Consider the following 26,134-nt stretch of genomic DNA (forward strand, 5'->3'; position numbering starts at 1 on the left):
GTTGTACTATTAATTGGGTTTTACTGAAACAAAAGTTCTATCTGATTTAGTTTTTTTAAAAACTACTTTGCCTTTTACTACCGAAAAAATTGAGTGATCTTTTCCCATTCCAACATTTTCACCAGGAAATATCTTGGTACCTCTTTGCCTTACAATTATATTGCCAGGTATTACAGTCTCCCCACCATATTTTTTAACACCAAGTCTTCTTCCAGCACTATCTCGTCCGTTTCTTGATGATCCACCTGCTTTTTTTGTTGCCATAATTTATACCTTTTATTTACTCACTTCTTTCTTAGATACTTCTTTTACAGAAGGTTTGGAGATTTTTTCAGCTTCAGATAAAACTTTACCATCTTTTGAAAAAATTTTATTAATTCTTATCATTGAGTATTGTTGTCTATGACCATTTTTTCTTCTTGAATTTTGTCTTCTTCTTTTTTTAAAAATTAAAACTGTTCTATTTTTACTATTTTTAATTAAATTAGCCTCAACCTTTGCTCCTTGAATGATCGGCGATCCAATTTCTACAGTTTTGTTATCTCCATAAGCTAAGATTTCTTTAAATTCTATTTTGGTGTTATCTTTAGAATCTGGAAGTTTTTCAATTTTTAATATTTCACCAGATTTCACTTTGTACTGTTTTCCACCTGTTTGTATAACTGCGAATGACATAGCGTATTTTTTAATTACCGCAATATAATCAGAGCAAACTTTTAGTCAAGCTTATTAACTAGAAATTATCCTTTAAATCTCTCAATTTTGAAAAACTTTCTAAGTCTTTTGCTCTAAGAAATATGTTACACTCTAATTCTTCACTTAAAGTGCTTGGTATAGTAGGTAAATTTTTCTTTAGTTTTTCCTTTATTTTTTCAATTTTATTCTTTAGCTTAATATTTTTTGGATCGTTAATTTTACAAAATTTTGAGTTCTGTAACGTATATTCGTGACCACAATAAATTTCTGTGTTTTTTGGAAGTTTTTTAATTATGTTTAATGAATTAAACATTTGTTCATAGGTTCCCTCAAAAATTCTACCACAACCAAGGGAAAATAAAGTATCACCTGTAAAGATCTTGTTTTCTTTAAAAAAATGGAATGCAATATGTCCTGTAGTGTGACCTGGAATGTGATAAATCTTTGACTCAAAATTATCTCTTTTCCAAACTTCATTGTTTTCAACAAGGATATCTATTTCTGGAATACGATATTTATCATCTTTGTATCCAATTATCTCACAATTATATTTTTTCTTTAATTCAAGATTGCCACCAACATGGTCATAATGGTGATGGGTATTTAAAATATATTTAAGATTAATTTTTTTTTGTTCAATAGTATCTATTATGGGTTTGGCTTCACTAGGGTCTACCACACATGCTCCTTGAGTACTTTTGTCAATAATTAGATAACTATAGTTATCTTTAAGGCACTTGATTATTTCAATATCCATTTATTTTTCAATTAAAAATATACCCAGTTCACCAAACAAATTTTTAATAAATAAATTAGATTTATTTATATTTGAAACATTTTTGTTCATAAGTGATAGAGATTTATAAATCTTAAAGTTAACTATTTTTGAAAATTTAAAAAAATCTTTAATTGTACACATATGAATATTAGGCGTATTATACCAATCATTAGGTAATGAACTTGTAATCGGCATTGTTCCTTTAGTTAATAAACTAAATCTTACTTTCCAATGACCAAAATTGGGAATTGTTACGATAGCTTTTTTTCCAACTCTTAAAAGTTCTTTAATTACTGTTTCTGGATTAATAAATGCTTGTAATGTTTGACCAAGTACAACATAATCAAATGAGTTGTTCGGAAATTGTTTTAAGTCAAATTCTGCATTTCCCTCAATTACAGTTAATCCTTTTTCAATACAAATTTGAACTTTATCTTTTGAAATTTCAATTCCTCTCACATCAACATTTTTATTGGTTTTTAAATATTGCATTAAAGTTCCATCATCACATCCAACATCAAGTACTCTTGAGTTTTTTTCAATAAGGTCTGAAATTATATTATATTCTAATTTCATAATTTTTTTTCAGTGTAAGATTTATCTATAAAATTTTTAAGAGCTTTTAAGAAATCTGGCACATCTAACAAAAAAGAATCATGACCCTTGTCAGACTCAATTTCCACAAAACCTACATCTGCTCCTATTGCATTTAATGCGATAACAATATCTTTATTTTCATGTGTTGGATAAAGCCAATCAGAGGTAAAAGATATCACAAAAAATTTAGCTTTTGTATTCTTAAAAGCCATAGATAAATTTCCATTGAACTGCTTAACCAAATCAAAATAATCCATAGCTCTGGTTATATAAAGATAACTATTAGCATCAAAACGATCAACAAATATTGAGCCCTGATATCTTAAATAACTCTCTATTTGAAAGTCAGCATCAAAACCAAATTTAAGATCATCTCTTTCTTGAAGTTTTCTTCCAAACTTTTCCTGCAATCCTTTCTTAGACAGATAAGTTATATGAGCAGCCATTCTTGCTACTGCTAGACCTTTGTCAGGTACAATATTTTTTAATATATATTTTCCATCTGACCAATTATGATCTGCAGTAATAGCCTGTCTTCCAAGTTCATTAAATGCAATATTTTGTGCTGAATGACTCGAGGTACAAGCAATTGGAATTGCTGTTTTAGTTTTATCAGGAAAATTACTTACAAATTGTAAAACTTGCATTCCACCCATTGAACCACCTACAACAGAAAAAAGTTTTTTTATTTCAAAAAAATCTAATAAATTTGCTTGAGCATTCACCATATCGTTAATAGTAATTACGGGAAAATCTATGCCGTAGATTTTTTTTGTTTCAGGATTTTCATGGCTTGGACCAAAAGAACCCATACATCCACCTATAACATTTGCACAAATTACAAAGTATTTATTAGTATCAATAGCTTTATCGGGACCAACAGCATACGACCACCATCCATCTTTTTTGGTAATAGGGTTAATGCCAGCAACAAATTGATCACCAGTTAATGCATGGAATACTAAAATAGCATTATCTTTATTAGCATTTAGTGAGCCATAAGTTTCATATGCTATAGGAAAGTTGTTAATAGTTTTTCCACAATCAAGTTTAAGTGGTTTTTTAACTACCAAGGTTTTTATATTTTCATTTATATTCATAATTAAAGCTGAATATTGAATTTAGCGAGAAAAAACTTTTTTAGCGGTTTTTTTAAAGCGCTCGCAATTCAGTTAAATCAGCGCACGAATTTTTTGTACAAGAAGTTATTTAGTATGTCAATTTTTAAAATATTATCACTAATACAGTATAAAAAATTGTTATTTTAATTATAAAGGTCTTAAAATTTAAAAATTATGACAATAGTTAAATTTAAAAAATTCGATATAGAAGCTTATAAGCCAGGTAAATCTGGAATTAAAAATATCAAGAATATTGTAAAGCTATCTGCAAATGAGTCTGCTTTAGGAGTAAGTCCAAAAGTTAAGAAAATTATAACTAATAATAATTTAAATTTTTTTAGATACCCAGATCCAAAATCGAAACAACTAAGAAAAGAAATATCCAAAAAATTTAAGTGTGACAGAGATAAAATTATTTGTGGAGCTGGATCAGATGAAGTGATACAGATGCTTTGTCAATTAATTCTTAGACCAAATGATGAGGTGGTAGTCCCTCAGTTTAGTTTTTTGATGTATAGAATTTATGCAAAAATAGTAGGTGGTAAAGTAATATTTTCGAAAGAAAAAAATTTTAAAGCTTCAGTTTCAGAGATAATAAAAAAAGTTACCAAAAAAACAAAAATTGTCTTTTTGGCTAATCCAAATAATCCAACAGGAACTTATTTGACTAAATTAGAACTTATTGAATTAAGAAAAAAATTAAAAAAAAATATTTTGTTAGTCATAGATGACGCATATGCTGAATATATGCAAAATTTAGATTATAAGTCTGGACTAGATTTATTTAAAAACAAACAAAACGTTTTTATATTAAGAACATTTTCAAAAATTTATGGACTTTCTTCTTTAAGAATTGGATGGGGCCATGGATCAAAAAAAATTATTGAAGCATTAAATATTATAAAGCCACCATTTAATGTCAATGAAGTTGCACAAAAAGCAGCAATAGAGTCTTTAAAAGATTCTAAATTTATAAATAGATCGATTAAGCATAATCTTTTTTATGCTAAAAAACTGAAACTTTTATTGAATGATTATGGCATCACCTCGAATAAAGTATCTGCAAATTTTTTATTATTAAATTTTCAGAAATGTAAAATTAAAGCTAGATATTTTAATGAAAAATTAAAAAATAAAGGAATCATACTAAGATCAACCGAAGATGGTTATAAAATCAAAAACATGTTACGATTAACTATTGGTTCAAAAAAAGATAATGCCAGATTTATGAGTGCAGTAAAAAGTATATTTAAAAGATGAAAAATATATTAATAATTGGCTGTGGTTTATTGGGATCTTCTTTAGTGAGAAGTATTCATAAAAAAAAAGTTGCAAAGAAAATTTTTGTTTATGAAAAATCAAAAAAAAATATATCAAAAATAAAAAAATTAAGATTACCTTGTATAATAGTAAAAAAAATTAACGAAGCAGTTTTAAAATCAAATTTGATTATTTTTTGTACACCTATGAGTGAATACAAAAAAATTATATTAAGAATTAATAAAAATCTTAATTCAAAACATATAATTACAGATATTGGTTCATCAAAATTAAAATCCAAAGAAGTTATAAAAAAAAATTTAAAGAAAAATATTTTTTGGACTTCAGGTCATCCAATATCTGGATCTGAGGTAAGTGGCCCAGAATATGGTAAGCCAGATATGTTTGAGAATAAATGGTGTATTTTAGTTAAAGATAAATCAACTAATTTAAAACATTTAAAATTCTTAAATTATTTTTGGAAAAAAATGGGCTCTAAAGTTGTTATAATGAACTCCGAAAAGCATGATAAAATTTTTTCAATTACTAGCCATCTTCCACACTTGATTGCTTATAACTTGGTTAAATCAGCTCAAGATTTTGAAAAAAAACAAAAATATGATTTGATTAAATACAGCGCTGGTGGCTTAAGAGATTTTTCAAGAATAGCTGCATCTAATGAGATTATGTGGAGAGATATTTTTTTTGATAATAAAAAAAATGTATCAAAAGCAATTGATATATTTATTAAAAACTTAAATGCTTTTAAAAGAGATATTAATTCAAAAAATAATAAATCAATTTTAAAAAAGTTAATTCAAACTAAAAAAGTAAGATCTAAAATCATCAAATTAAAACAGGATATAAATAAACCTGATTTTGGAAGAGATTAATAATTCTTAATATTACTTATTTTTTTTACAATCAAATTTGCTGTTTTATGAATCAAATCAACAGTAAATTTAGTAGGCATAATTATAACTTTTTTCTTAGGACCATATGCATGAATGAATTTTGAATTATTAATACAAACTCCAACATGACCTCTCCAAAAAATAATGTCACCTTTTATATTTTTTTTTACACTCTTTTTTTTACAAAATTTAATCTGATCTTTTGAGTCTCTTGGAAAAAATATTCTATTATAGTAAAAATAAATTTGTATCAATGCTGAACAATCAATACCATCACTAGTTTTTCCACCCCATAAATATTTGCTATTTAAAAATAATTTAAAAATTTTTGTAAAATTTTTTTCTTGATGTGAAATTGATTTTGTATCTGATTTTTTTATCCATCTATTTTTTTTAAATTCTATAAAATTTTTATTTTTATTCAAAACAGATATTCCAGATGCAAAATACAAATAATTTTTTGAAGGTAAAAATTTATTATTTTTTTTTACAAATATTTTTGACTTAACCTTAAATATCTTTAGTTTTGGAATAAATTTCTCATAAAATTTATCCTTTTTGATGTAACCAACATAATTATCATAACTAGTTTGAATTTTTACCCAGTTTTTTTTTTTACTCAAAATTTTAAACTTTTCCCCATATAAAATTTGTGAAAGCACTTCAGAGTTTGAGGATGGTTTAGAATTAATATTAGCAAAAGATGAATTTAAAAAATTATTTTTCATAGATTTTTAATTTATTTTTTAAAATCCATAATATTATTAATGAAGGAATAACCATTAAAGCTGTTAAAATAAAAAATACTCCCCAATCACCATTGAGCCAATCTACAAGAGCTCCAGAAGAAGATGCAAGAGTAGTTCGACCAGCAGTTCCAATTGATGCTAAAAGAGCATATTGAGTGGCTGTATATGTTCTGTCAACTAGTAATGAAATAAATGCTACGAATGCAACTGTTGCGAATGCTGCAGCTATGTCATCAAAAATTACCGCAACAGCAAATAAAAATTCTGATTTATCACTCCATGCCAAGATACTGAATAAGAGATTGGTACTTGCCATTAAAATTCCTGCTAAAAACATAGCCTTTAAAACACCAGATCTAATTACAAAAAGACCTCCCAAGAGTGTAAATATAACTGTTGTTATCCATCCTAACGTTTTAGAATAAATAGCAATATCAGATTTACTAAAACCTATTTCTTTATAAAAAATTATCGACATACGACCCAGAAAAGCTTCACCAACTTTAAATAAAAAAACGAATCCTAAAATTCCAATTGCAATTTTAAATCCATTTTTTTTGAAAAAACTGATTATGGGTCCACTAATTGTTCCACTTATCCAAGTTAAAGTTTGTGTGAGAATATTTTTTTTATTAAATTTATTTGAAATTATTCTATCATTTTCTTTTTGAGTCTCTTGTCTAATTGAGTCATTTTTTTCATGAACAAACATCAGACCAATATTCATTAAAATTATTAAAACTCCTAAAATTAAAAATGTTAGTTGCCAGTAGTTTTCAAATCCTGCTCGTTCAAAAAATTCCGCTGAAAATAAAGATAATACACCACCTAATTTGTATCCACTCCACCACCCAACTACTGCCATGGCGGCACCTGCTGCCATTGATCTACTTTCATCCTCTCCAATTTGCTCAATCCTTAATGCGTCAACAGTAATATCTTGTGTTGCAGATGATATTGCAATTAAAAGACCTACAGAAATGACTAAAGCTAAATTTTCCGATGGATCAATTATACTCCATAAAAAAAGTGAAATTAAGATAAATAACTGCATGAGTACAATCCAGCCTCTTCTATGACCAATCTTTTTTGTTAGATAAGGTATTTGAATTCGATCTATAAGGGGGGCCCACAAATAATTAAATGCATAAACAGCAAATATAAGACCCGCCCAACCAACAGTAGATCTGCTCAATCCATCTTCCTTCAACCACAAGCTTAGGCTGCTACCAATCAATACCCATGGAAAACCTGAAATTGCTCCAAGTAATAATATTTTTAACATTCGTTTATCAAAGTAAACTGAGAATGTTTCTGACAAGGATTGTTTTTTTATTTCAATCATAATTAGTTTCTCCAAAATGACGGTAAAAACAATACTAAAATTGCAAACAACTCAAGTCTTCCTAAAATCATACCTAAAGTTAAAATCCATTTTGAAATATCTGGCAGAGTTGAGAAGTTTCCATTAGGACCAATTATAGAACCAAGACCTGGACCTACATTTGAAATTGAAGTTGCTGCACCAGAGATTGCTGTTACAAAATCAAGTCCTGAAAGAGATAACAATGCTGTTAATAGAAAAAAAATTACTAAATACATGTAAATAAATGAAATTATTGAAGATATAAATTTATTATCTATAGGATTTTTATCATATTTTAATACAAATATACCTTTAGGATAAATTATTTTCTTTAGTTGGTTTATCACAAAAGAATAAAGAATTTGAAAACGAAATATCTTTATTCCACATGTTGTTGAACCAGCACACCCACCAATAAACATTAATGCTAAAAATAAAACTAAAGGAAAACTACCCCAATTATCAAATTGCGCATTTACATATCCTGTACCTGTTAAAATTGAAACAACGTTAAAAGAAATTGTCCTAATGTTAAATGAATTTGAATTATTAAAAGCAAGATATATTGATAAAATTATAATGGATAAAAATATGATTTTAAAAAAAGTTCTTATTTGACTATCTGAAGTGAAAATAGATCTATTTCCATTTATAAATTTGATATAAATAATAAAAGGTATACTACCTAAAATTATAAATATCATAGCTGCAGTTTCTATTGCCAAACTATTAAAAAATCCAATTGATTGGTTGTAGTTAGAGAAACCTCCTGTTGCTATAGTTGTCATTGAATGAGTCATGCCATCAAAAATATTCATGCCGAATACAATGTAAGTTGTTGCACAAAGAATAGTTAGACCAAAGTAGATATAAATCAATCTTAAAGCAATTTCTTTTGATTTAGGAAGAATTTTTTCAGAGGAATCGTTATTTGATATTTTAAAAAGTTGCATTCCTCCTACATTCATAATTGGCATTAATGTTATAGCCATGATGATAATACCTATTCCACCTAGCCATTGAAGAATTGCACGCCAAAGCAATATAGCTTTTGGCATACTTTCTAAATTTGAAATTATAGTTGATCCAGTTGTTGTAATTCCTGACATACTTTCAAAAAATGCATCTGTAATTGAAAATTCTAAATCAGAAAATACAAAAGGAAGTGAACCAAAAACAGCTATACTTAACCAAGACAATGCGGTTAATAAAAATGCCTGTTGTAAATTTAGTTTTTTCTCATGATCTAGGTTTGACAAAAAAAATAAGGTACCAAAAATAATCGTTACAATTGAAGCCCCAAAAAAAGATGAGTCTATTTCATCATAAATAAATTGTACAATTATTGGAACAAGCATAAAAATACCTAGAATTATTTGAAGAATTCCTAGAGTAAAAAAAACTGTTTTATAATTAGTCATTTTGAAAGAACATTATTTTATGGTAAATAAATTTCAACTCTATAAGAATTAAGTAGATCGTTAATTTTAGATTATATTTGTATTATTCATGATTAAGAAAGAAAATTTAGAAAAAACAAGCTCTTGGCCTTTTGTTGAAGCTAAAAAAATGCTTAGAGAACGAAAATCTTTTATAGAAAAAAAAGGTAAAATCATACTTCAGACAGGTTACGGACCCAGTGGACTACCGCACATAGGAACTTTTGGTGAAGTTGCTAGAACATCAATGATGGTTAATGCTCTAAAACATTTAACTGATTTACCGACAGAAATTATTACATTTTCAGATGATATGGATGGTCTTAGAAAAGTACCAGATAATGTTCCTGAAAAAGAATTATTAACAAAAAATTTACATAAGCCTTTAACGCAAGTTCCAGACCCTTTTGGAAAATTTAAAAGTTTTGGAGAGCATAACAATCAAATGTTAAAAAATTTTTTAAATAAATTTAATTTTAATTATAATTTTAAAAGTTCTACTGAACTTTATAAATCTGGTTTTTTTAATTCAACACTCCAAATAATTTTAGAAAATTATGACGGAATATTGCAAATTATTTTGCCTACTTTAGGAAAGGAACGTCAAAAAACTTATAGTCCATTTTTACCAATATGTCCTGAGACTGGGCATGTTTTAGAGATTCCTGTAAAAGAAATAAAAAAAGAAAAATCTACCATAATATTTGATAACAAAGGAAAAGATTTAGAAACTAGTATTTTAGATGGACACTGCAAGCTTCAGTGGAAAGTAGACTGGGCAATGAGATGGTTTGCACTTGATGTAGATTTTGAAATGTACGGAAAAGATCTTATTGAGAGTGCAATATTATCAACTAGAATTATAAAATTGATAGGAAAAACGAACCCATCAGGTTTTGCTTATGAACTTTTTTTGGATGAAAAAGGTGAAAAAATCTCAAAATCAAAAGGAAATGGTATTACCATAGAACAATGGTTAGATTATGCGTCTCCTGAAAGTTTATCATTATATATGTATCAAAATCCTAAAAGAGCTAAAAAACTTTATAATGAAATAGTTCCTAAAGCTGTTGATGAATACCTAGATTTTATAGAAAAAGCTAAAACGGAAAATGAATTGCAACTATTAATGAATCCAGTATGGCATGTACATAATAGTAAAGTTCCTAAAGAAAAAATGATAATGAGTTTTTCAATGTTATTAAATCTTGTTGAGACCAGTAATGCAGATACTAAAAAACTTTTATGGAAATTTGTTAAAAAATATAAAAAAGATATTTCTGAAAAAGATTATCCAATTTTTGATAATCTAGTTGGATATGCAATTAAGTATTTTAATGATGTGATTAAATCTAAAAAAAAATATAAAACTCCAAATCAAGAAGAAAAAAAAGCATTAGAGGCATTAATAAAAACACTAGAGTCTTGCAATGATAAAATGGCACCAGAAGATATCCAAACATTGATTTACTCTACAGGAAAAGAGAATGGATATTCTGAAAATCTGAGAGAATGGTTTAAATTAATTTATGAGGTTGTTTTTGGTGTTGAAAACGGGCCTCGGATGGGTTTTTTTATAAGTTTTTTTGGTGTTAAAGAAACTAAAGATCTTATAATAAATAAGATTAAATAATGTTTTCAAATATAAGATCTTTAATTTTTAAATTAGATCCTGAGACAGCCCATAGTTTAGCAATAAAATCTTTAAAATTTAATTTTGTGCCAAATATTTTAGACAAAGATGAGGACAATTCATTTTTTCAAACAAAACTATTTAATAAAAATTTAGATAACCCAATTGGTATGGCAGCAGGATTTGATAAAAATGCTGAGGTATATAATTCTTTATTTAGACTTGGTTTTGGTTTTGTGGAGGTTGGAACAGTCACACCTTTAAAACAATATGGTAATCCTAAGCCTAGAGTATTTAGGTTAGTTGAAGATGAAGCATTAATTAATCGATTAGGATTTAATAACTTAGGTGCAAAAAATATTTTAGATAGGATATTATCAAATCAGAAAATTGGTTTGTTAGGAGTTAATATTGGCCCAAATAAAGATACAAAAGACAGACTTCAAGATTATGTTGAATGTTTAAGAACTTTTCATAAAGTTGCAGATTATATTACAATAAATATTTCTTCACCTAATACAGAGGAGTTAAGAAATCTTCATAATCAAAAAAAATTAGATGTTTTATTAAATACAATTAGAGAAGAAAAAAATAAATTGAGTTCAGAAATACCGATTGTAGTTAAAGTTTCACCAGATATTAGAAATGAAGAAATAGAAAAAATTTCTGATGTTCTTTTAAGCAATTATATTGATGCAGTTATTATTTCAAATACATCTGACTCAACTAGAGATAAATTAAACGATATTCAGAAACATCAAAAAGGTGGTTTATCTGGTAAACCTATAGAAGATAAATCTACAGATTTAATTAATAAATTTTATAATATACTTGGGAATAAGATAAAGATCATAGGAGTTGGAGGGGTAGACTCTGGAATCAGTGCTTATAAAAAAATTTTGGCTGGAGCTAGCTATGTTCAGCTTTATACGGGTATGGTTTATAGAGGCCCAAATATTGTTAACATGATTAAAAAGGAGCTAAAAGAATTGTTATTAAAAGATGGTGTTAAAAATTTTACTGAAATTATAGGAAAAAAAACAATATCTTAAATCTTATAAACTTGACGCAATCATTATCGCACCTTATATAGTCGTTGTTATTATGTCAAAAAAATGTGAATTAACTGGAAAAATTCCTCTAAAAGGTCATAACGTTAGTCACGCTAACAATAAGACAAAAAGAAGGTTTTTACCAAACCTTAAGAAGGTTAAGTTTACAAGTGAGCTTTTAAAAAGAAGCTTAAAGCTTACTGTTAGTAATGCAGGAGTAAGATCTGTAGATAAAAAAGGTAGTTTTGATGAGTTCTTAAAAACTGTTAAGAATAAAAATTTATCTCCAAGATTAAAAAAATTAAAAAAAAGTTTGCTAATTAAATCTCCTTTTCAAAAAAAAATAGTTCAATCTAAAACTGCTTAATGAATAAATCATTTCTCTCTCTCTCATTTCTGATGGGAGTTGTTGTTTTATCTTCAAATTATTTAGTTCAATTTCCTATTAATTATTATGGTTTAAATAAAATTTTAACATATGGTGCATTAAGTTATCCTATCGCATTTTTGATAACTGATTTAGCAAATAGATCTTTTGGTAAAATGATTGCTAGAAAAATTGTATATTTTGGTTTTTTTTTAGGCGTTAGCTTTACCATTATATTTTCCACAGATTTTGCAGATTATATTTCTATAAGAATTGCAATAGGTTCTGGATCAGCCTTTTTAGTTGCACAACTTTTAGATGTTCAGATTTTTGATAAATTAAGAAAAAAACAATGGTTTGTAGCACCACTTACTTCATCAATAATTGGTTCAACAATAGATACATTTTTATTTTTTTCGATTGCATTTTATGCAACTGATGTACCATGGATTACATTATCATTAGGAGATCTTGGTGTTAAGATTTTAGTAGCATTGCTAATGCTTATCCCATTTAGATTACTTTTGAAAACATTTAGGCCAATATAAATTTAGCAAAGAAATTTGTACGATAATATTTTGTAAGCGAGTTTTGCTACTAAAAAATTATATGAGTTAAATCCTTGTATTGGCGCTAACTCATTTATATCAGCACCAATAATATTGGAGTTTTTAGAAGCTATTTTTAAAATATTTAAAGTTTCATCCCATAATAGCCCTCCAGGCTCTGGAGTTCCTGTTGCTGGCATAATGCTTGAGTCAAGACCATCAACATCAAAAGTTAAATATACAGTTTTATTTTTGATTAATTTTTGAAATTTTTTTAAATCCCACTTGTTTTTATCTTTTGCCCAAAAAATATTTATTCTGGATTTATTTTTTTTTAAAAATGGGATTTCACTTTGAGAAATATTTCTAATTCCAAATGAAATTAGTGACACATTTTTATAATCCAAGCATCTTCTTATTGCAGATGCGTGTGAAAACTTTTCACCATTATAACTATCTCTTAAATCTGCGTGAGCATCAAAATGTAATAGACATATTTTCTTGTATCTTTTTACAAATGGGACTATACATCCTGGTGTAATTGAATGCTCTCCCCCAAATGTCATTGGAAAAAGTTTCTTATCTAATATTTCTTTATTTACACTGGCTATTTTTTTTAAGGCTTTCTTAATATTTTTGTCAATCTTGAATGGTTTTAGAGTTTTTATCCCAATTTTTTTATATGGCTCACAATTTAGTTCTTCATCATACAATTCAACTTGATGTGATGCTTTGATTATTTCTTTAGGACCATTTTTTGTACCACCACCATAACTTACAGTTTTTTCCAAACCAAAAGGAACTATAATAACTTTTTCCTTGAAATTGAATTTGTTATCAATTCCTAGAAAACCATTTTTGTTAGAAAGATATTGCAATTTTTTATCCAAAAATTTTTGTAAAGTTTTTTCTATCTCTTTTTTTCCATTCACCCTTGTGATAAGCATCACTAGCAATCAATGGTAATACACTTGTTGCTTCAGCAAAAACCATTTGTTCTTTTGTTACATCAACTTTGCCCCAAGAGCTTGCTTCTTTTAAGGTAGAGCTACTACAAGCTCCATCTCTTGAGTCTGCAACAGTGATTTGTACAGCATATTTATGCATATCAACTTCTTTACCTAAAAGTTCAGCGCATATTACAGTATCTTGAATAAAATTCTTTGGTACACCACCACCAATCATAAAAAGGCCAGAACCTTTTGATCTAATTTTTATTTCAGTTAATTCTCTAAATTCTTTAATTGAGTCAATTGTAATATGATTTTTAGGATTTTTTTCTTGATGAATAACTAAGCCAAATCCAGCACTCGAGTCAGTAAATGCTGGACAGAATATCGGAACATTATTGTCATAAGCTGTTTCAATTAGAGAGTCTTTTTTTACAGAATTTTTTTTCAGATATTTTCCTATTTCTAAGATAAATTCTCTTGAAGTATAACTTCTAGGCTCTAAGTTATCGGCAATTTCACAGATTTTCTTATCACAGATTTGTAATTGATCTTCATCAATATATGTGTCGTAAATTCTATCAATGTAGTTTTTCCTAAGTTCAGTGTCATCTTGAAACTGAGATCCTTGATAATGTTTAAATCCTAATGCTTCAAAAAAATCCATGTCAATGATGGATGCACCAGTTGCAACAACAGCATCTACCATATTATATTTAACAAGATCCTTATAAATATTCATACATCCAGCTGCAGAAGTAGACCCAGCTAAGGTTAAGAAGATGGTACACTCCTTATCTTTTAGCATTTCATTATAAATATTTGCAGCATTAGCAGTTTCTCTTGAAACAAAAGACATTTTTTCCATAGATGAAATAATCTTACGAGTGTCAAATGATGTTATATCGATGTGTTCAACTGGGTTTTTAAGCAAATCTTTTTTACTATTGTGGCCTAAATTTTTATTTTTTGACATTAAGCAACTAAAGTAGCTTTATTGATGTCTTTATCATATAAGCTCATGATTGGACTATCTTCTACTTCATAAATTTCATTAGAATAAAAACCATTAAATTGTGTTCTAAAAGTTAGCCCATATGACCCAAGTTGACCTAGTTCAATATAATCATTTTCTCTAATATTGTTTGGTAGAAGAAAAGGACCCTTCATATAATCCATGCTATCACAAGTTGGACCATAAAAATCAAAGGCTGTTAATTTCTTTGAGATAATTTTGTTTGAATTATCTTTAATCATCTTAGATGGAAAAACAATATTTGGTGTACCCGCATCAAAAAGCGTTCCATAAGTTCCATCATTAATATAAAGTTTCTGTTTTTTTCTTAAATTTACTCTAACAATTGTTGAACCACTTTCAGCAACCAAAGCTCTACCAGGTTCACAAATAATTTCAGGTAAATTATCAATCTTTAAATTTTCAAATCCTTTTTTGATTTCATCAAAATAACTATCTAAGGATGGCGGAACTAAATCAGGATAAATTGTAGGAAAACCTCCTCCTACATTTATATAATCTGGAATAATTTTTGTTTTTTTTATAATATTTGCAATTTCTGAAATTCCTTTTGCATATGAAATTGGATGCATACATTGAGAACCAACATGAAAACTTAAACCAATTTTTTTTGAATGTTGTTTAACTAATCTTAATAATCCAGCAGCCTCAGAATTTAAAGCACCAAATTTTTTAGATAAATCAATTTCTGCATGTTCATTAGATACTGCAACTCTTACAAACAATTCTAGATCTTTGGCGTTTCCAGTACTTTCAATAATTTTAATTAACTCATCTTTTGTGTCTAAAGCAAAAGTCTTAACTCCATATTTGAAATATGCCTCACTAATACTTTCTCTACTTTTAATAGTATGCATAAATGAACATTTGGCTGTTTGATCAAATTTTTTAACTGATTTAATTTCTTCTATTGAAGCAACATCAAATTGATTTATACCACTTTTTAATAAAGTTCTGATCACCTCTGGATGTGGGTTAGTTTTCACAGCGTATAATATTTTTCCAGGAAACTTTTTTTGAAAAAAATTTGACGCAGAAAGAATTGATTTCTTCCTTATACAGTATACCGGTTTGTCTGGTCTCAGTTGATTTACTAAATCTTCAACTGACTTAAATTTTTGCATTTTATAATGCCCCCCAAAAAAAAATTTAACAAAAAAAAAGTCTTTTTATTTTAAAAAAACTTTCATAATTCGAGCAGTTAATTCAATAGTTATTCAATGTAAAGCAAATAATGACCTATTGAATTGTGGAAAAAAATGGCCATATAAGTGCTATGAAAAATGAAGGACAACTACAAAATTTAGCTGATTTTAATAATAAATCCTTACTTATAGTGGATGATGATAATCCATTTAGAGAAAGATTGGCCAGAGCTATGGAAAAAAAAGGATTTGAGGTAATTCAAGCTGAGGGTGTGAAAAAAGGGATTGATACAGTAAGAGCAAAAAAACTAGGATTCGCTGTAGTTGATCTAAGACTTGCTGATGGCAATGGTTTAGAGGTTGTTAAAGAAATTCAATCTTCTAATTCAAATAGTAGAATTATAATGTTAACTGGATATGGAAATATCCCAACTGCGGTTGCAGCAATAAAAGAGGGTGCAATCGACTATTTGGCTAAACCTGCAGATGCAGATGACGTTGAGAAAGCTCTTTTAGCTGATCCAGCAAAAAAGGCTGCTCCACCAGAAAATCCAATGTCAGCAGATAGAGTTAAGTGGGAACATATACATAGAGTGTTTGAACTTTGTAATAGAAATGTTTCTGAAACTGCCAGAAGGCTTAAAATGCATAGAAGAACTTTGCAAAGAATATTGTCTAAAAGATCACCTAAATAAATTTTCTAATTTTAAATAGCTGTTTAGATAATACTGTGAGTATCAATATTTTATATATTTCTATTAATAAAAATGGTTTAGCTCCAACCAAAAAAATTTCATTAAAATTTTTATCTAAACCCATATAATTCCATAACCCACCTAATCCAAGAACATAAATTATACTTACTGAAAATAATAAATACAAAAATACTACTATTGGATCTTTTTTATCATTTATATGACCTGCAAAAAATGCTGTAAAAATAAAACCAATTAAGTAACCTCCCGTTGGTCCGAATAAATATCCTATTCCACCACCTTTTGCAAAAACTGGCAAACCAAAAGAACCCTCAATTAAATATATAATTACCGTCAAAGTTGCTAATTTATATCCTAAAACTATACCAAGAAACATTACCACAAAAGTTTGCATGGTTGCAGGTACTGGTGTAAATGGAGTTTGTATTTTAGACGAAATAGCCAGTAAAGCAGAGCCAATCAATACAAATATAGTAGATCTAATTATTTTTGAATTGTTAATAAAGTTTTTAGTAAGTTCCATAAAATAATAATACTCTTATTTTTTTAATAATCTATATTAATTTATAATGAGCAAAATTCAAAAAACAGATCATTTTTATCTAATAGATGGATCTGGTTATATATTTAGAGCATATTATGCGCTTCCCCCTTTAACAAGAAAAAGTGATGGACTACCAACAGGAGCTGTGAGTGGATTTTGTAGTATGCTTTTTAAATTACTAGAAGACTCTAAATCAAATCAGAATTTACAAAAACCAACACATTTTGCTGTAATTTTTGACTCAGCTAGAAAGACATTCAGAAATGAAATTTATAGTGATTACAAAGCCAATAGGTCAGAAGCACCAGACGATTTAGCTCCACAATTTGAATATATAAGAAAATCTGTTTTAGCATTCAATTTACCCTCTGTTGAATTAATTAATTATGAAGCAGATGATTTAATAGCAACTTATGTAGATAAAATTTTAAAAGGAGGAGCTAAAGTGACAATAGTATCTTCTGACAAAGATTTAATGCAGTTATACAGAAAAAATGTTCGTATTTATGATCCAATGAAAAATAAATTTATTTCTGAAGAAGATGTACATAAAAAATTTGGAGTTGATCCAAGTAAGGTAATAGATGTTCAGGCTTTAGCTGGAGATAGCAGTGATAATGTTCCTGGTGTTCCAGGAATTGGAGTAAAAACTGCCGCAGAACTAATTAACAAATATGGTAATTTAGAAACACTTTTAAAATCTGCACATGAAATAAAACAAAATAAAAGAAGAGAGACGCTTATTGAAAATAAAGATAAAGCTTTAATAAGTAAAAAATTAGTTACATTAAAAAATGATGCACCTGTTAATCAAGATTTAAATGATTTTGCATTAAAGCAAGTAGATAAAGATAAACTTTATAAATTTCTAAGAGAAATGGAATTTAATAGACTATTAAGTTCTGCAATTTCAGCTTATGGAGAACCAAATCTAAGCAGTCATAAAAGTGAAGATAAAACTGTTGAAAGTCAAAAAGCAATCACAAAAAATGATTATCATTTAATTTCAGACTTAAAACAAATCGATAAATGGATTAAAGATGCTGAACAAGTTGGTGAAATTGCAGTTGACACAGAAACTGACTCACTAGACCCTCACCAAGCTAGTTTAATTGGTGTTTCATTAAGTTCAAAAATTGGTAAAGCTTGTTATATTCCTATAGGACACGACTCAAAAAAATCTTTAAGTAAAGATTTAGTATTAAAAAAATTAAAACCTATTCTTGAAGATTCTAGTATTAAAAAAATAGGTCAAAATATTAAATTTGATTTTATAGTATTTTTTAAGCATGGAATTAATATGACATCAATGGAAGATACGATGCTCATGTCTTATGTGCTCGATGCAGGTAAAAATAGACATAATATGGATACATTGTCGGAAATTCATTTAAATCATAAAACTATTGCGTTTAAAGATTTAGTTGGATCTGGGAAAAAAGAAATAAATTTTAGAGATGTAGATGTTGAAAAAGCAAAAGATTATGCTGCTGAAGATGCTGACGTTACTTATAGATTATACAAAAAATTTCATAAAAGTTTAAAGCAGGAAAAATTAATAAATATTTATGAAAGTTTTGAAAAACCGATGTTAAAAATTTTAGCTTTAATGGAAATGGAGGGAGTAAAAATAGATAATAAATTTTTAAAAGTATTATCTTCAAAATTTGAAAAAAAAATTGAAAAAATTCAAAAAGAAGTTTTTAAAATATCAAAAAAAGAATTTAATATTGCTTCACCGAAACAATTAGGAGAAATATTATATAATGATCTTAAAATAGCAGATTTGAAGAGAACAAAAAAAGGAAGTTTTGCTACAAGTGCTGCAGTTTTAGAGGATCTTGCTTTTAAAGGACACAAATTTCCACAATTGGTTTTAGACTGGAGACAATTGTCAAAACTTAAAAATACTTATTCAGACTCCTTACCAGAACATATTAACCCTAATACCAATAGAGTGCATACTTCTTTTTTATTAGCAGCTACTAACACTGGTAGATTGGCATCAAGTGATCCTAATTTGCAAAATATTCCAATTAAATCAGAGGATGGAAAAGATATTCGTAAAGCTTTTATAGCAGAAAAAGATAATGTTTTAATTTCTGCTGATTACAATCAAATTGAAATGAGAATTTTAGCAGACCTAGCAGATGTTAAGGAATTAAAAAAAGCTTTTAAAAACAATGAAGATATACATTCACTCACAGCAAGCCAAATTTTTAATGTTGATATAAAAAAGGTAAATCAAGATCAAAGAAGAAAAGCCAAGGCAATTAATTTTGGAATTATTTATGGAATTTCTCAATATGGATTAGCAAAACAAATAAATGTTTCGAACTATGAAGCTGAAGAATTCTTAAATGCATATTTTGCTAAATTTCCTGAGATTAAAGTTTATATGGAGCAAACGATAAAATTTTGCAGAAAGAGTGGATACGTTAATAATATATTTGGTAGAAGATCTCATTTTATTAACATAAATGACAAAAATTATAATGTTCGAAATTTTCAAGAAAGAGCTGCGATAAATGCTCCAATTCAAGGGTCAGCAGCAGAAATCATGAGACTAGCTATGATAAGACTCTACAGAAAATTAAGTGACGAGAAAAATGATAAAACTAAAATGCTTTTACAAATCCACGATGAGCTAATTTTCGAAACACCTAAAGATGAAGCAAAAAGAATCAGTGAAATCATAATTAATGAAATGACAAGTGTTGCAAAAAGCGACCAGCATTCCTTTTCAATACCTTTAACAGTAGATTTGAATACAGGTGAAAATTGGGGGACACTCCACTAATTAAATTCATTTGCCCAAATTAGAACAATTTAGTATTTTTATATAAAGTTATGCATAAACAAACAATTGCTTTAGTTGATGATGATAGAAACATATTAACAAGCTTAAGTATAGCTTTAGAAAAAGAAGGTTTCAAAGTTCAAACTTATATTGATGGTGAAAGTGCTTTAATTGGTTTAACCAGAACCCCTCCTGATCTTGCAATAGTAGATATTAAAATGCCAAAAATGGATGGTGAGGAATTACTTAAGAAATTAAGAAAAAAAACTTCTTTACCAGTTATATTCTTAACTTCCAAAGATGATGAAATTGATGAATTGCTTGGGTTAAAATTAGGTGCAGATGATTTTGTTAAAAAATCAGGAGGCTTTTCAATTAAAGTATTAATAGAGAGAATAAGAGTTCAGCTTCGAAAAAAAGATTCGAAAGAAATTTTAGAAGAAAATAAGAGCATTATATCTCATGGTAAATTAAAATTAGATCCGTCACAATTAGAATGTGAATGGAATGGTAAACAATTACCAGATAAACTTACAACTACTGAATTTTTGTTAGTAAAAGAATTAGCTAAAAGGCCAGGAATTATAAAAGAAAGAGCTCAATTAATGGATATAGCTTACAGAGAAGATACTGATATAGAAGACAGAACTATTGATAGTCATGTTAAAAGGATTAGAAAAAAATTTAAAAAAGTTGATCCAGACTTTTCAGCTATAGAGACAAGATATGGGAGTGGGTATAGGTGGAATGTTAGCTAATGTTTGGTAACTTTCTTAAAAATTTATCTATTTTAAAAAAATTTTTATTTTTAAATTTAATATTTTTTACAATAATTGGATTATTTACATTTATTTATCTTAAAAATGTACAACCAAACTTAATAAAGAAAAAATCATCAATTCATATAGAGGTAATTAATAATACAGTTGATAATTTAAACAGATTAAACGTTAAATTTGTTGAAGAAGATATTAGAAAATTTTTGTTTTCAACAAGATTTCTTTTTCAAAATCTTGATAGGGTAATATTTTTTGATGATAAATTAAATCTTGTTGGAGACTCAGATACACTTGATCTAGACCCAAGATCATTTTCAAAAAGACTAGACACTGTAGAGTTAGAGATTTTAAGTGATGAAAAAACTAAAGAAATTACTGAGAGTAAAAATATAGCTGTTGGCGATAAAAATGTTATATCCTTAAATGATGTGTTGATAAATTATGCTTCATCAAAAAATTTTGGACTTCATTTCACATTTATTCAAGAAGAATTTAATAAGTTCAAATTATCTACAATCAAAAATGTAACAAGGGATGGGAAAAATATTGGGTATTTGGCTATTACTGAAAATGCAAATGATGTTAAAGCTGCAATTGATGAGAGAAAAACATTTATTATTAGGACTGCAATCGCAGTTGGAATAGTAATATTAATATTTTCATTTGTTTTAAATAGATACTTTCTTAAGCCAATAAAAAATTTAGTTAGTTATACGAAAAATATAAGAAATAAAGATACAAAAAAAACCAACATAGATTCTTTAAAAATAAGAAATGATGAGTTAGGTTTACTTTCGAAGTCTTTAGATGAAATGACTTTTGAGTTACAAAAAAGAATTTCACAGGCTGAAAATTTTTCAACTGATTTGGTTCATGAGATACGAAATCCTTTAGCTTCTTTAAAAAGTGCTTCTGAAATTTTACATGACACAAATGATATAGATCAACGAGTAAAATTAATTGATATTTTGAGCCATGATGTTCAGAGAATTGAAAGATTAATCACAGATTACTCTCAAATGCTCAAAGATGAGGTTGCTCTAAGTAAAGAAAAGATAAAGAAAATAGATATAGAGCCAATTATTAAATCTGTTGTAGATGATTTTAATAATATTTATAAATTAAAAAGAGGGATAAAAATTTCATATTTAAATGATGGAAAAAAAAGATATTTTATAAATGGAATAGAAAATAGAATTGAACAGATAATTGCCAATCTTTTAGATAATTCAATATCATTTAGTGAAGATAATAAAGATGTTTTGGTTAAAGTCTCAGTATCAAATAATAATGGTGTGTCAGTTAAAATATTAGATGAAGGCCAAGGTTTTAAAGAAAAAGATACAAGCAGAATATTCAAAAGATTCTATAGTAATAGACCAGATAAATTTGGACAACATTCTGGGCTTGGTCTAAATATTGTAAAAAATTTAGTTGATTTGCATAATGCAACAATAAGTGCTTCTAACAGGTCAGATAAAAAAGGAGCGAGTATGGAAATAGTATTTCCTAGAGTTTAAAGAGTTCTATTGATTAATTAATCCTTTATTGCTAGAAGTCCGTCCATGGAAGATTATAAAGTAAAAGATATTTCTTTAGCAGAATTTGGTCGAAAAGAAATTTCGATTGCAGAAAGTGAAATGCCAGGCCTAATGGCATTAAGAGAAGAATATTCTGGTAAGTCTCCATTAAAAGGAGCAAAAATTATTGGATGCCTTCATATGACAATCCAGACAGCAGTACTAATTGAGACATTGGTTGATTTAGGTGCTGAAGTGAGATGGTCATCTTGTAATATTTTTTCAACTCAAGATCATGCTGCAGCTGCTATAGCTAAAGCAGGAATACCTGTTTATGCATGGAAAGGTGAAACAGAAGAAGAATACCTTTGGTGTATAAAACAAACAATAGTTGGTAAAAAAGATTGGAAACCAAATATGCTTTTAGATGATGGAGGTGATCTAACTGCAATAATGCACAATGAATATAAAGGTTTATTAAAAGATGTAAGAGGTGTGTCAGAGGAAACTACAACTGGAATTAAGGCATTAAATAAAATGGAAAAAGATAATTTGCTTCTAGTGCCAGCAATTAATGTAAATGATTCAGTTACAAAATCAAAATTTGATAATCTTTATGGGTGTAGAGAGAGTTTAGTTGATGGAATTCGAAGAGCAACTGATGTGATGATGTCGGGTAAAATTGCGATTGTAGCAGGATTTGGTGACGTTGGAAAAGGTAGTGCAGCGTCTTTAAGACAAAGTGGAGCGCGTGTTATGGTTACTGAGGCAGATCCTATTTGTGCATTACAAGCAGCAATGGAAGGTTATGAAGTTGTTTTAATGGATGAAGCAATTAGTAAAGCTGATATTGTTGTAACAGCTACTGGCAATAAAGATATCGTCACTGCTGATCATATGAGAAATATGAAGGATAGAGCCATACTATGTAATATTGGTCATTTTGACAATGAAATTCAAGTTGAAGCTCTAAAAAATTATAAATGGAGTGAGGTCAAACCACAAGTACATGAAATCGAACTCCCTAGTAAAAAAAGAATAATTCTTTTGGCTGAAGGAAGATTAGTTAATTTGGGATGTGCAACAGGGCATCCAAGTTTTGTTATGAGTGCTTCATTTACGAATCAAGTTATTGCGCAGATAGAACTTTGGAATAATCACAAAAATTATGAAAACAAAGTATACGTATTGCCAAAACATCTTGATGAAAAAGTTGCTACTCTTCATCTTAAAAAAGTTGGTGCTAAATTAACAAAGCTATCCAAAGAACAAGCAGACTATATTAGTGTAGGAGTAGAAGGGCCTTTTAAACCTAATGCCTATCGCTACTAGTAATGATAAAATAATTTTATCTACAGAAAAAAAAACAGAAGAATTAGCAAATAAATTTATAGATAAATTAACACTTGGAGATGTAGTTTTTTTATACGGTGAAATAGGAGTAGGCAAAACAACATTTGTCAGATATTTGATAAATGGTTTTCAAAGAGTAAATAACTTAAAGATGACCGAAGTTACTAGCCCAACTTTTAATTTAATAAATGAATATGAAATTAAACAAACCAAGATTAATCATTTTGATTTATTTAGAATCAAATCATTGAATGAAATTAGAAATTTAGATTTATTTGATGACAGGTTAAATTCAATTACTTTAGTTGAATGGCCACAAATAATTAATAAAAAACCTAAAAATTTGATAGAGTTAGTTTTTAAATATGATGAAAATCACCAACAAAGATCTGTACAAATAAAAGGTATAAATTTGTAATTTTAAATGAAAAATTTAAAAAAATTAAAAGGAGACGCATCCTTTAGACAATTTTATAGAAAAAAAAATAAAAATTTAAGCTCTATTATAGTTTTTGCAAAAAAAGAAAAATTAAAAAATTTAATAATTTATGATGCTATAAATAAAATTTTGAGAAAAAATAAAATTTTAGCACCAAATTTATACAAAGAAAATTATAAAAAAAATTATATTGAAATAGAAGATTTTGGCAACGAAACAATTTTTGAAATTTTAAAAAGAAATAAAAATGATAAATTTCATTATTTCAAAAGAATTATTAAAATACTAAATCAAATACAATTAATCAAAGACACGAAAATAAAAAATTTTAAAAAAAGGAACTATAAAATTCCAAAATATAATACTAATATATTGGTTAAAGAAGCAAATTTATTTTGTGATTGGTATATAAAAAAAAAATTATCTAAAAAAAAGAGAGAAATATTTACGAAAAAATTTAAAAAAATTGTAAAAAAATTAGCATTCAATTTACAATTAAAAAATAACGTATTTGTACATAGAGATTTTCATGTCTCTAATTTAATGTTAGTTGGTGATAAGATAGGTTTAATTGATAGTCAGGATGCTTTAATTGGAAACAAGGCATATGATTTGGCATCTTTAATTGATGATGTAAGATTAAAAACTTCAAACTCGTTTAAAAAAAAAATTTTTAATTTTTATTTAAGTAAACAGAGTAACTTGAATACTTATAAGTTTAAAAACGATTTTGAAATATTATCCATTCTTAGAAATTTAAAAATAATTGGCATATTTATGCGTCTTGCACATAGAGATAATAAAAAAAATTACTTAAAGTTAATACCTTATGCTTGGAAGTTAATTGATTTAAGAATTCATGAAAATGAGTTGTTTCTAGATTTAAAAAATCTTTTAAGTAAAAATTTAAAGAGAAAATTATGAAAATCAAAACTGCCTTAATATTATGTGCTGGATATGGAAAGAGGCTAAACCCAATAACTCTATCAACACCTAAACCACTTTTAAAAGTAAACAATGTAACAATGTTAGAAAATTGTATTAATATGATTTTAAGTTTAGGAATAAAAAAAATTATTTTAAATACCTTTCATTTAAGTGAACAAATTAAAAACTTTTTGAATGATAAAAAATTTTCTGCGGATATCAGAATAGTAGAGGATGGCACAGAAATCCTCAATACTGGAGGTGGGATTTTGAATATGATCAGTAATTCTCAAGATGATGATTATTTAGTTTTTAATCCTGATACTTTGTGGAAAGAAAACTATATAAATGAGATAAATCAACTGCAAAATTTTTATTATTCAAATCAATTAAGTAATATTCTTTTGGTTACAAACAAGAATTTAAGCTATGATAAAAATCTTAAAGGGGATTTTCAATTAAAAGATAATTTACTTAGTAAAAATTTAAATAAAGATTTTATTTATATTGGTTGTCAAATTTTAAATAAAAATCTCTTTAAAAAATATAAAGTTTATAATTTTTCAATATCTGAAGTATGGAATGAATTGTTAAATAAAAAACAATTAAATGGTTTTGAAAGTTTTAATAAGTTTTATCACTTAACAAATTTAGAGATTTTTAAAAAACTAAAAGATTTTTAGCTCTTTCTTTATCAAGGTACTCACAACTCTTTATTTCAGATTTTTCATCAAATTCAATTAATAAAGGGTTTCCGGTTGGAATTTCCAAATCAGATATTTGATTATTATCTAATTTAAATAAATATTTACATAAAGCTCTTATAGAGTTTCCATGTGCAGAAATTAAAATATTTTGATTGACCAATTTTTCTTTAATTTCTTTTTCGAAATATTCAACAACTCTTGCATAAGTATCCTTGAGTGATTCTGTGTCAGGAATAAAATTTTGCGATAAATTTTTATATGTTCCAATATTTATTGGATGATATGGACTATTTTTACTCAATGGGTCTGGTTTAATATCCCAGGATCTTCGAAATTCATAAACTTTGTCTTTGCCAAGTTTTTCACTCATTTCAATTTTATTTAAACCTGTGAGAGCGCCATAATGTCTTTCATTAAGTTGCCAAGATTTTGTAAACAACTTCTCATCATTAATGATTTTTTGTATTATCTTTAAAGTGTTATTTGCTCTTAATTGAAGAGATGAGTAATAAAAATCAATTTGAATATTTTTTTTTTTAATTAATAAACCAGCTTTTTCAGCCTCTAATTTACCTTTTTCTGTTAGATCAACATCAACCCATCCAGTAAATCTTTTTTCTAAATTCCAAACACTTTGACCATGTCTAACTAATATTAAAAAACTCATATCATAATTTTTAAAATATATTTATAATTAA

The 26,134-nt window shown here is 27.3% G+C and carries 27 protein-coding genes; 14 read left to right on the top strand and 13 right to left on the bottom strand.

All coding sequences use genetic code 11. The annotated features are described in order from the left end of the window. Positions 1–9 precede the first annotated feature (9 nt). From rpmA to metX, 5 genes are read right to left on the bottom strand one after another with little or no spacing between them, the layout of a single operon-like run. Complete coding sequence (rpmA, locus tag ACTTAV_RS01765) at positions 10–264, bottom strand: 50S ribosomal protein L27 (RefSeq protein ID WP_440669787.1); 255 nt, start codon at positions 262–264, stop codon at positions 10–12. Between the two features lie 12 nt (positions 265–276). Beyond that, positions 277–675, bottom strand: coding sequence for a 50S ribosomal protein L21 (gene rplU / locus ACTTAV_RS01770; protein ID WP_440669788.1), 399 nt, complete (start codon positions 673–675; stop codon positions 277–279). Positions 676–733: 58 nt separating this feature from the next. Next, positions 734–1,453: a hydroxyacylglutathione hydrolase gene (gene gloB, locus ACTTAV_RS01775; RefSeq protein ID WP_440669790.1), complete on the bottom strand. Its 720-nt coding sequence runs from the start codon at positions 1,451–1,453 to the stop codon at positions 734–736. Further along, the gene (metW, locus tag ACTTAV_RS01780) at positions 1,454–2,050 is read right to left on the bottom strand and encodes a methionine biosynthesis protein MetW (RefSeq protein WP_440669791.1); all 597 of its coding nucleotides are present in this window, start codon (positions 2,048–2,050) and stop codon (positions 1,454–1,456) included. Then, positions 2,047–3,171: a homoserine O-acetyltransferase MetX gene (metX, locus tag ACTTAV_RS01785; RefSeq protein WP_440669792.1), complete on the bottom strand. Its 1,125-nt coding sequence runs from the start codon at positions 3,169–3,171 to the stop codon at positions 2,047–2,049. Before metX ends, metW begins: the two co-directional genes overlap by 4 nt. Before the next feature lie 195 nt (positions 3,172–3,366). On the opposite strand from metX, the gene hisC reads away from it, so the two are divergent. Together hisC and ACTTAV_RS01795 are read left to right on the top strand one after the other, a co-directional pair. Further along, on the top strand, positions 3,367–4,452 hold the full coding sequence (hisC, locus tag ACTTAV_RS01790; protein ID WP_440669793.1) for a histidinol-phosphate transaminase: 1,086 nt from the start codon (positions 3,367–3,369) through the stop codon (positions 4,450–4,452). Continuing rightward, positions 4,449–5,345 (top strand): prephenate dehydrogenase, encoded by an 897-nt coding sequence (locus tag ACTTAV_RS01795; RefSeq protein WP_440669794.1) that lies wholly within the window; start codon positions 4,449–4,451, stop codon positions 5,343–5,345. The genes hisC and ACTTAV_RS01795 overlap by 4 nt, the downstream gene beginning before the upstream one ends. Here ACTTAV_RS01795 and ACTTAV_RS01800 read toward each other — a convergent pair. From ACTTAV_RS01800 to ACTTAV_RS01810, 3 genes are read right to left on the bottom strand one after another with little or no spacing between them, the layout of a single operon-like run. Beyond that, the gene (locus tag ACTTAV_RS01800; protein WP_440669795.1) at positions 5,342–6,094 is read right to left on the bottom strand and encodes a C40 family peptidase; all 753 of its coding nucleotides are present in this window, start codon (positions 6,092–6,094) and stop codon (positions 5,342–5,344) included. The two genes, ACTTAV_RS01795 and ACTTAV_RS01800, sit on opposite strands and share 4 nt — an antisense overlap. Next, on the bottom strand, positions 6,084–7,460 hold the full coding sequence (locus ACTTAV_RS01805) for an AmpG family muropeptide MFS transporter (protein WP_440669797.1): 1,377 nt from the start codon (positions 7,458–7,460) through the stop codon (positions 6,084–6,086). Before ACTTAV_RS01805 ends, ACTTAV_RS01800 begins: the two co-directional genes overlap by 11 nt. Before the next feature lie 2 nt (positions 7,461–7,462). After that, a complete protein-coding gene (locus tag ACTTAV_RS01810; protein WP_440669798.1) occupies positions 7,463–8,902 on the bottom strand; it encodes a TrkH family potassium uptake protein in 1,440 nt (479 codons plus the stop codon). Positions 8,903–8,990: 88 nt separating this feature from the next. Here ACTTAV_RS01810 and ACTTAV_RS01815 point away from each other — a divergent pair, with 88 nt between their 5' ends. Genes ACTTAV_RS01815 through ACTTAV_RS01830 form a run of 4 tightly spaced genes read left to right on the top strand, consistent with a single transcriptional unit; the run spans position 8,991 to position 12,520 of the window. Next, positions 8,991–10,553 (top strand): lysine--tRNA ligase, encoded by a 1,563-nt coding sequence (locus ACTTAV_RS01815; RefSeq protein WP_440669799.1) that lies wholly within the window; start codon positions 8,991–8,993, stop codon positions 10,551–10,553. Further along, positions 10,553–11,605 (top strand): quinone-dependent dihydroorotate dehydrogenase, encoded by a 1,053-nt coding sequence (locus tag ACTTAV_RS01820; protein ID WP_440669800.1) that lies wholly within the window; start codon positions 10,553–10,555, stop codon positions 11,603–11,605. Before ACTTAV_RS01815 ends, ACTTAV_RS01820 begins: the two co-directional genes overlap by 1 nt. Before the next feature lie 52 nt (positions 11,606–11,657). Continuing rightward, positions 11,658–11,972 carry a 50S ribosomal protein L28 gene (gene rpmB / locus ACTTAV_RS01825; protein ID WP_440669801.1) on the top strand — a complete coding sequence of 105 codons (315 nt, stop codon included), beginning with the start codon at positions 11,658–11,660 and terminating at the stop codon, positions 11,970–11,972. Continuing rightward, positions 11,972–12,520, top strand: coding sequence for a queuosine precursor transporter (locus ACTTAV_RS01830; protein WP_440669802.1), 549 nt, complete (start codon positions 11,972–11,974; stop codon positions 12,518–12,520). The genes rpmB and ACTTAV_RS01830 overlap by 1 nt, the downstream gene beginning before the upstream one ends. Before the next feature lie 2 nt (positions 12,521–12,522). Here ACTTAV_RS01830 and speB read toward each other — a convergent pair whose 3' ends face one another. From speB to ACTTAV_RS01845, 3 genes are read right to left on the bottom strand one after another with little or no spacing between them, the layout of a single operon-like run. Beyond that, positions 12,523–13,398: an agmatinase gene (speB, locus tag ACTTAV_RS01835; RefSeq protein WP_440671020.1), complete on the bottom strand. Its 876-nt coding sequence runs from the start codon at positions 13,396–13,398 to the stop codon at positions 12,523–12,525. Between the two features lie 4 nt (positions 13,399–13,402). Then, positions 13,403–14,446 carry a 1,9-bis(guanidino)-5-aza-nonane synthase gene (locus ACTTAV_RS01840; RefSeq protein WP_440669804.1) on the bottom strand — a complete coding sequence of 348 codons (1,044 nt, stop codon included), beginning with the start codon at positions 14,444–14,446 and terminating at the stop codon, positions 13,403–13,405. Beyond that, a complete protein-coding gene (locus tag ACTTAV_RS01845) occupies positions 14,446–15,630 on the bottom strand; it encodes a type III PLP-dependent enzyme (protein ID WP_440669805.1) in 1,185 nt (394 codons plus the stop codon). Before ACTTAV_RS01845 ends, ACTTAV_RS01840 begins: the two co-directional genes overlap by 1 nt. 152 nt (positions 15,631–15,782) lie before the next feature. Here ACTTAV_RS01845 and ACTTAV_RS01850 point away from each other — a divergent pair, with 152 nt between their 5' ends. After that, positions 15,783–16,346 (top strand): ActR/PrrA/RegA family redox response regulator transcription factor, encoded by a 564-nt coding sequence (locus ACTTAV_RS01850; RefSeq protein WP_440671022.1) that lies wholly within the window; start codon positions 15,783–15,785, stop codon positions 16,344–16,346. Here the strand turns inward: ACTTAV_RS01850 and ACTTAV_RS01855 are convergent. Continuing rightward, a complete protein-coding gene (locus tag ACTTAV_RS01855) occupies positions 16,339–16,890 on the bottom strand; it encodes a biotin transporter BioY (RefSeq protein ID WP_440669806.1) in 552 nt (183 codons plus the stop codon). The two genes, ACTTAV_RS01850 and ACTTAV_RS01855, sit on opposite strands and share 8 nt — an antisense overlap. Positions 16,891–16,936: 46 nt before the next feature. Between ACTTAV_RS01855 and polA the strand changes: the two genes are divergently transcribed. Genes polA through ACTTAV_RS01890 form a run of 7 tightly spaced genes read left to right on the top strand, consistent with a single transcriptional unit; the run spans position 16,937 to position 25,412 of the window. After that, positions 16,937–19,711, top strand: coding sequence for a DNA polymerase I (gene polA, locus ACTTAV_RS01860; protein ID WP_440669807.1), 2,775 nt, complete (start codon positions 16,937–16,939; stop codon positions 19,709–19,711). A gap of 50 nt (positions 19,712–19,761) precedes the next feature. Beyond that, positions 19,762–20,469 carry a response regulator gene (locus ACTTAV_RS01865; protein WP_440669808.1) on the top strand — a complete coding sequence of 236 codons (708 nt, stop codon included), beginning with the start codon at positions 19,762–19,764 and terminating at the stop codon, positions 20,467–20,469. Further along, positions 20,469–22,010 (top strand): ATP-binding protein, encoded by a 1,542-nt coding sequence (locus tag ACTTAV_RS01870; RefSeq protein WP_440669810.1) that lies wholly within the window; start codon positions 20,469–20,471, stop codon positions 22,008–22,010. The genes ACTTAV_RS01865 and ACTTAV_RS01870 overlap by 1 nt, the downstream gene beginning before the upstream one ends. Before the next feature lie 45 nt (positions 22,011–22,055). After that, the gene (ahcY, locus tag ACTTAV_RS01875) at positions 22,056–23,342 is read left to right on the top strand and encodes an adenosylhomocysteinase (RefSeq protein WP_440669811.1); all 1,287 of its coding nucleotides are present in this window, start codon (positions 22,056–22,058) and stop codon (positions 23,340–23,342) included. Next, positions 23,326–23,781, top strand: coding sequence for a tRNA (adenosine(37)-N6)-threonylcarbamoyltransferase complex ATPase subunit type 1 TsaE (gene tsaE, locus ACTTAV_RS01880; RefSeq protein ID WP_440669812.1), 456 nt, complete (start codon positions 23,326–23,328; stop codon positions 23,779–23,781). Before ahcY ends, tsaE begins: the two co-directional genes overlap by 17 nt. Before the next feature lie 6 nt (positions 23,782–23,787). Continuing rightward, a complete protein-coding gene (locus ACTTAV_RS01885; protein ID WP_440669813.1) occupies positions 23,788–24,726 on the top strand; it encodes a phosphotransferase in 939 nt (312 codons plus the stop codon). Next, entirely contained in the window at positions 24,723–25,412 is a 690-nt protein-coding gene (locus ACTTAV_RS01890) for a sugar phosphate nucleotidyltransferase (RefSeq protein ID WP_440669815.1), read from the top strand. The genes ACTTAV_RS01885 and ACTTAV_RS01890 overlap by 4 nt, the downstream gene beginning before the upstream one ends. On the opposite strand, the gene ACTTAV_RS01895 is transcribed toward ACTTAV_RS01890, so the two are convergent. Further along, entirely contained in the window at positions 25,390–26,103 is a 714-nt protein-coding gene (locus tag ACTTAV_RS01895; RefSeq protein ID WP_440669816.1) for a 2,3-bisphosphoglycerate-dependent phosphoglycerate mutase, read from the bottom strand. The two genes, ACTTAV_RS01890 and ACTTAV_RS01895, sit on opposite strands and share 23 nt — an antisense overlap. Positions 26,104–26,134: the final 31 nt, after the last annotated feature.

It is taken from the genome of Candidatus Pelagibacter sp. HIMB1483 (assembly GCF_052048135.1).
GTDB lineage: Bacteria > Pseudomonadota > Alphaproteobacteria > Pelagibacterales > Pelagibacteraceae > Pelagibacter.

What these genes read in the sequence shown, in the direction of transcription:
- polA (WP_440669807.1), top strand. Translation starts at nt 16,937, where the DNA reads ATGAGCAAAATTCAAAAAACAGATCATTTTTATCTAATAGATGGATCT.
- ACTTAV_RS01810 (WP_440669798.1), bottom strand. Translation starts at nt 8,902, where the DNA reads ATGACTAATTATAAAACAGTTTTTTTTACTCTAGGAATTCTTCAAATA.
- ACTTAV_RS01865 (WP_440669808.1), top strand. Translation starts at nt 19,762, where the DNA reads ATGCATAAACAAACAATTGCTTTAGTTGATGATGATAGAAACATATTA.
- ACTTAV_RS01795 (WP_440669794.1), top strand. Translation starts at nt 4,449, where the DNA reads ATGAAAAATATATTAATAATTGGCTGTGGTTTATTGGGATCTTCTTTA.
- ACTTAV_RS01855 (WP_440669806.1), bottom strand. Translation starts at nt 16,890, where the DNA reads ATGGAACTTACTAAAAACTTTATTAACAATTCAAAAATAATTAGATCT.
- ACTTAV_RS01840 (WP_440669804.1), bottom strand. Translation starts at nt 14,446, where the DNA reads ATGTCAAAAAATAAAAATTTAGGCCACAATAGTAAAAAAGATTTGCTT.
- rplU (WP_440669788.1), bottom strand. Translation starts at nt 675, where the DNA reads ATGTCATTCGCAGTTATACAAACAGGTGGAAAACAGTACAAAGTGAAA.
- rpmB (WP_440669801.1), top strand. Translation starts at nt 11,658, where the DNA reads ATGTCAAAAAAATGTGAATTAACTGGAAAAATTCCTCTAAAAGGTCAT.
- ACTTAV_RS01820 (WP_440669800.1), top strand. Translation starts at nt 10,553, where the DNA reads ATGTTTTCAAATATAAGATCTTTAATTTTTAAATTAGATCCTGAGACA.
- ACTTAV_RS01800 (WP_440669795.1), bottom strand. Translation starts at nt 6,094, where the DNA reads ATGAAAAATAATTTTTTAAATTCATCTTTTGCTAATATTAATTCTAAA.
- tsaE (WP_440669812.1), top strand. Translation starts at nt 23,326, where the DNA reads ATGCCTATCGCTACTAGTAATGATAAAATAATTTTATCTACAGAAAAA.
- ACTTAV_RS01870 (WP_440669810.1), top strand. Translation starts at nt 20,469, where the DNA reads ATGTTTGGTAACTTTCTTAAAAATTTATCTATTTTAAAAAAATTTTTA.
- ACTTAV_RS01885 (WP_440669813.1), top strand. Translation starts at nt 23,788, where the DNA reads ATGAAAAATTTAAAAAAATTAAAAGGAGACGCATCCTTTAGACAATTT.
- gloB (WP_440669790.1), bottom strand. Translation starts at nt 1,453, where the DNA reads ATGGATATTGAAATAATCAAGTGCCTTAAAGATAACTATAGTTATCTA.
- ACTTAV_RS01850 (WP_440671022.1), top strand. Translation starts at nt 15,783, where the DNA reads ATGAAAAATGAAGGACAACTACAAAATTTAGCTGATTTTAATAATAAA.
- ACTTAV_RS01805 (WP_440669797.1), bottom strand. Translation starts at nt 7,460, where the DNA reads ATGATTGAAATAAAAAAACAATCCTTGTCAGAAACATTCTCAGTTTAC.
- ACTTAV_RS01815 (WP_440669799.1), top strand. Translation starts at nt 8,991, where the DNA reads ATGATTAAGAAAGAAAATTTAGAAAAAACAAGCTCTTGGCCTTTTGTT.
- rpmA (WP_440669787.1), bottom strand. Translation starts at nt 264, where the DNA reads ATGGCAACAAAAAAAGCAGGTGGATCATCAAGAAACGGACGAGATAGT.
- hisC (WP_440669793.1), top strand. Translation starts at nt 3,367, where the DNA reads ATGACAATAGTTAAATTTAAAAAATTCGATATAGAAGCTTATAAGCCA.
- ACTTAV_RS01830 (WP_440669802.1), top strand. Translation starts at nt 11,972, where the DNA reads ATGAATAAATCATTTCTCTCTCTCTCATTTCTGATGGGAGTTGTTGTT.
- ACTTAV_RS01895 (WP_440669816.1), bottom strand. Translation starts at nt 26,103, where the DNA reads ATGAGTTTTTTAATATTAGTTAGACATGGTCAAAGTGTTTGGAATTTA.
- metX (WP_440669792.1), bottom strand. Translation starts at nt 3,171, where the DNA reads ATGAATATAAATGAAAATATAAAAACCTTGGTAGTTAAAAAACCACTT.
- ACTTAV_RS01845 (WP_440669805.1), bottom strand. Translation starts at nt 15,630, where the DNA reads ATGCAAAAATTTAAGTCAGTTGAAGATTTAGTAAATCAACTGAGACCA.
- metW (WP_440669791.1), bottom strand. Translation starts at nt 2,050, where the DNA reads ATGAAATTAGAATATAATATAATTTCAGACCTTATTGAAAAAAACTCA.
- ACTTAV_RS01890 (WP_440669815.1), top strand. Translation starts at nt 24,723, where the DNA reads ATGAAAATCAAAACTGCCTTAATATTATGTGCTGGATATGGAAAGAGG.
- ahcY (WP_440669811.1), top strand. Translation starts at nt 22,056, where the DNA reads ATGGAAGATTATAAAGTAAAAGATATTTCTTTAGCAGAATTTGGTCGA.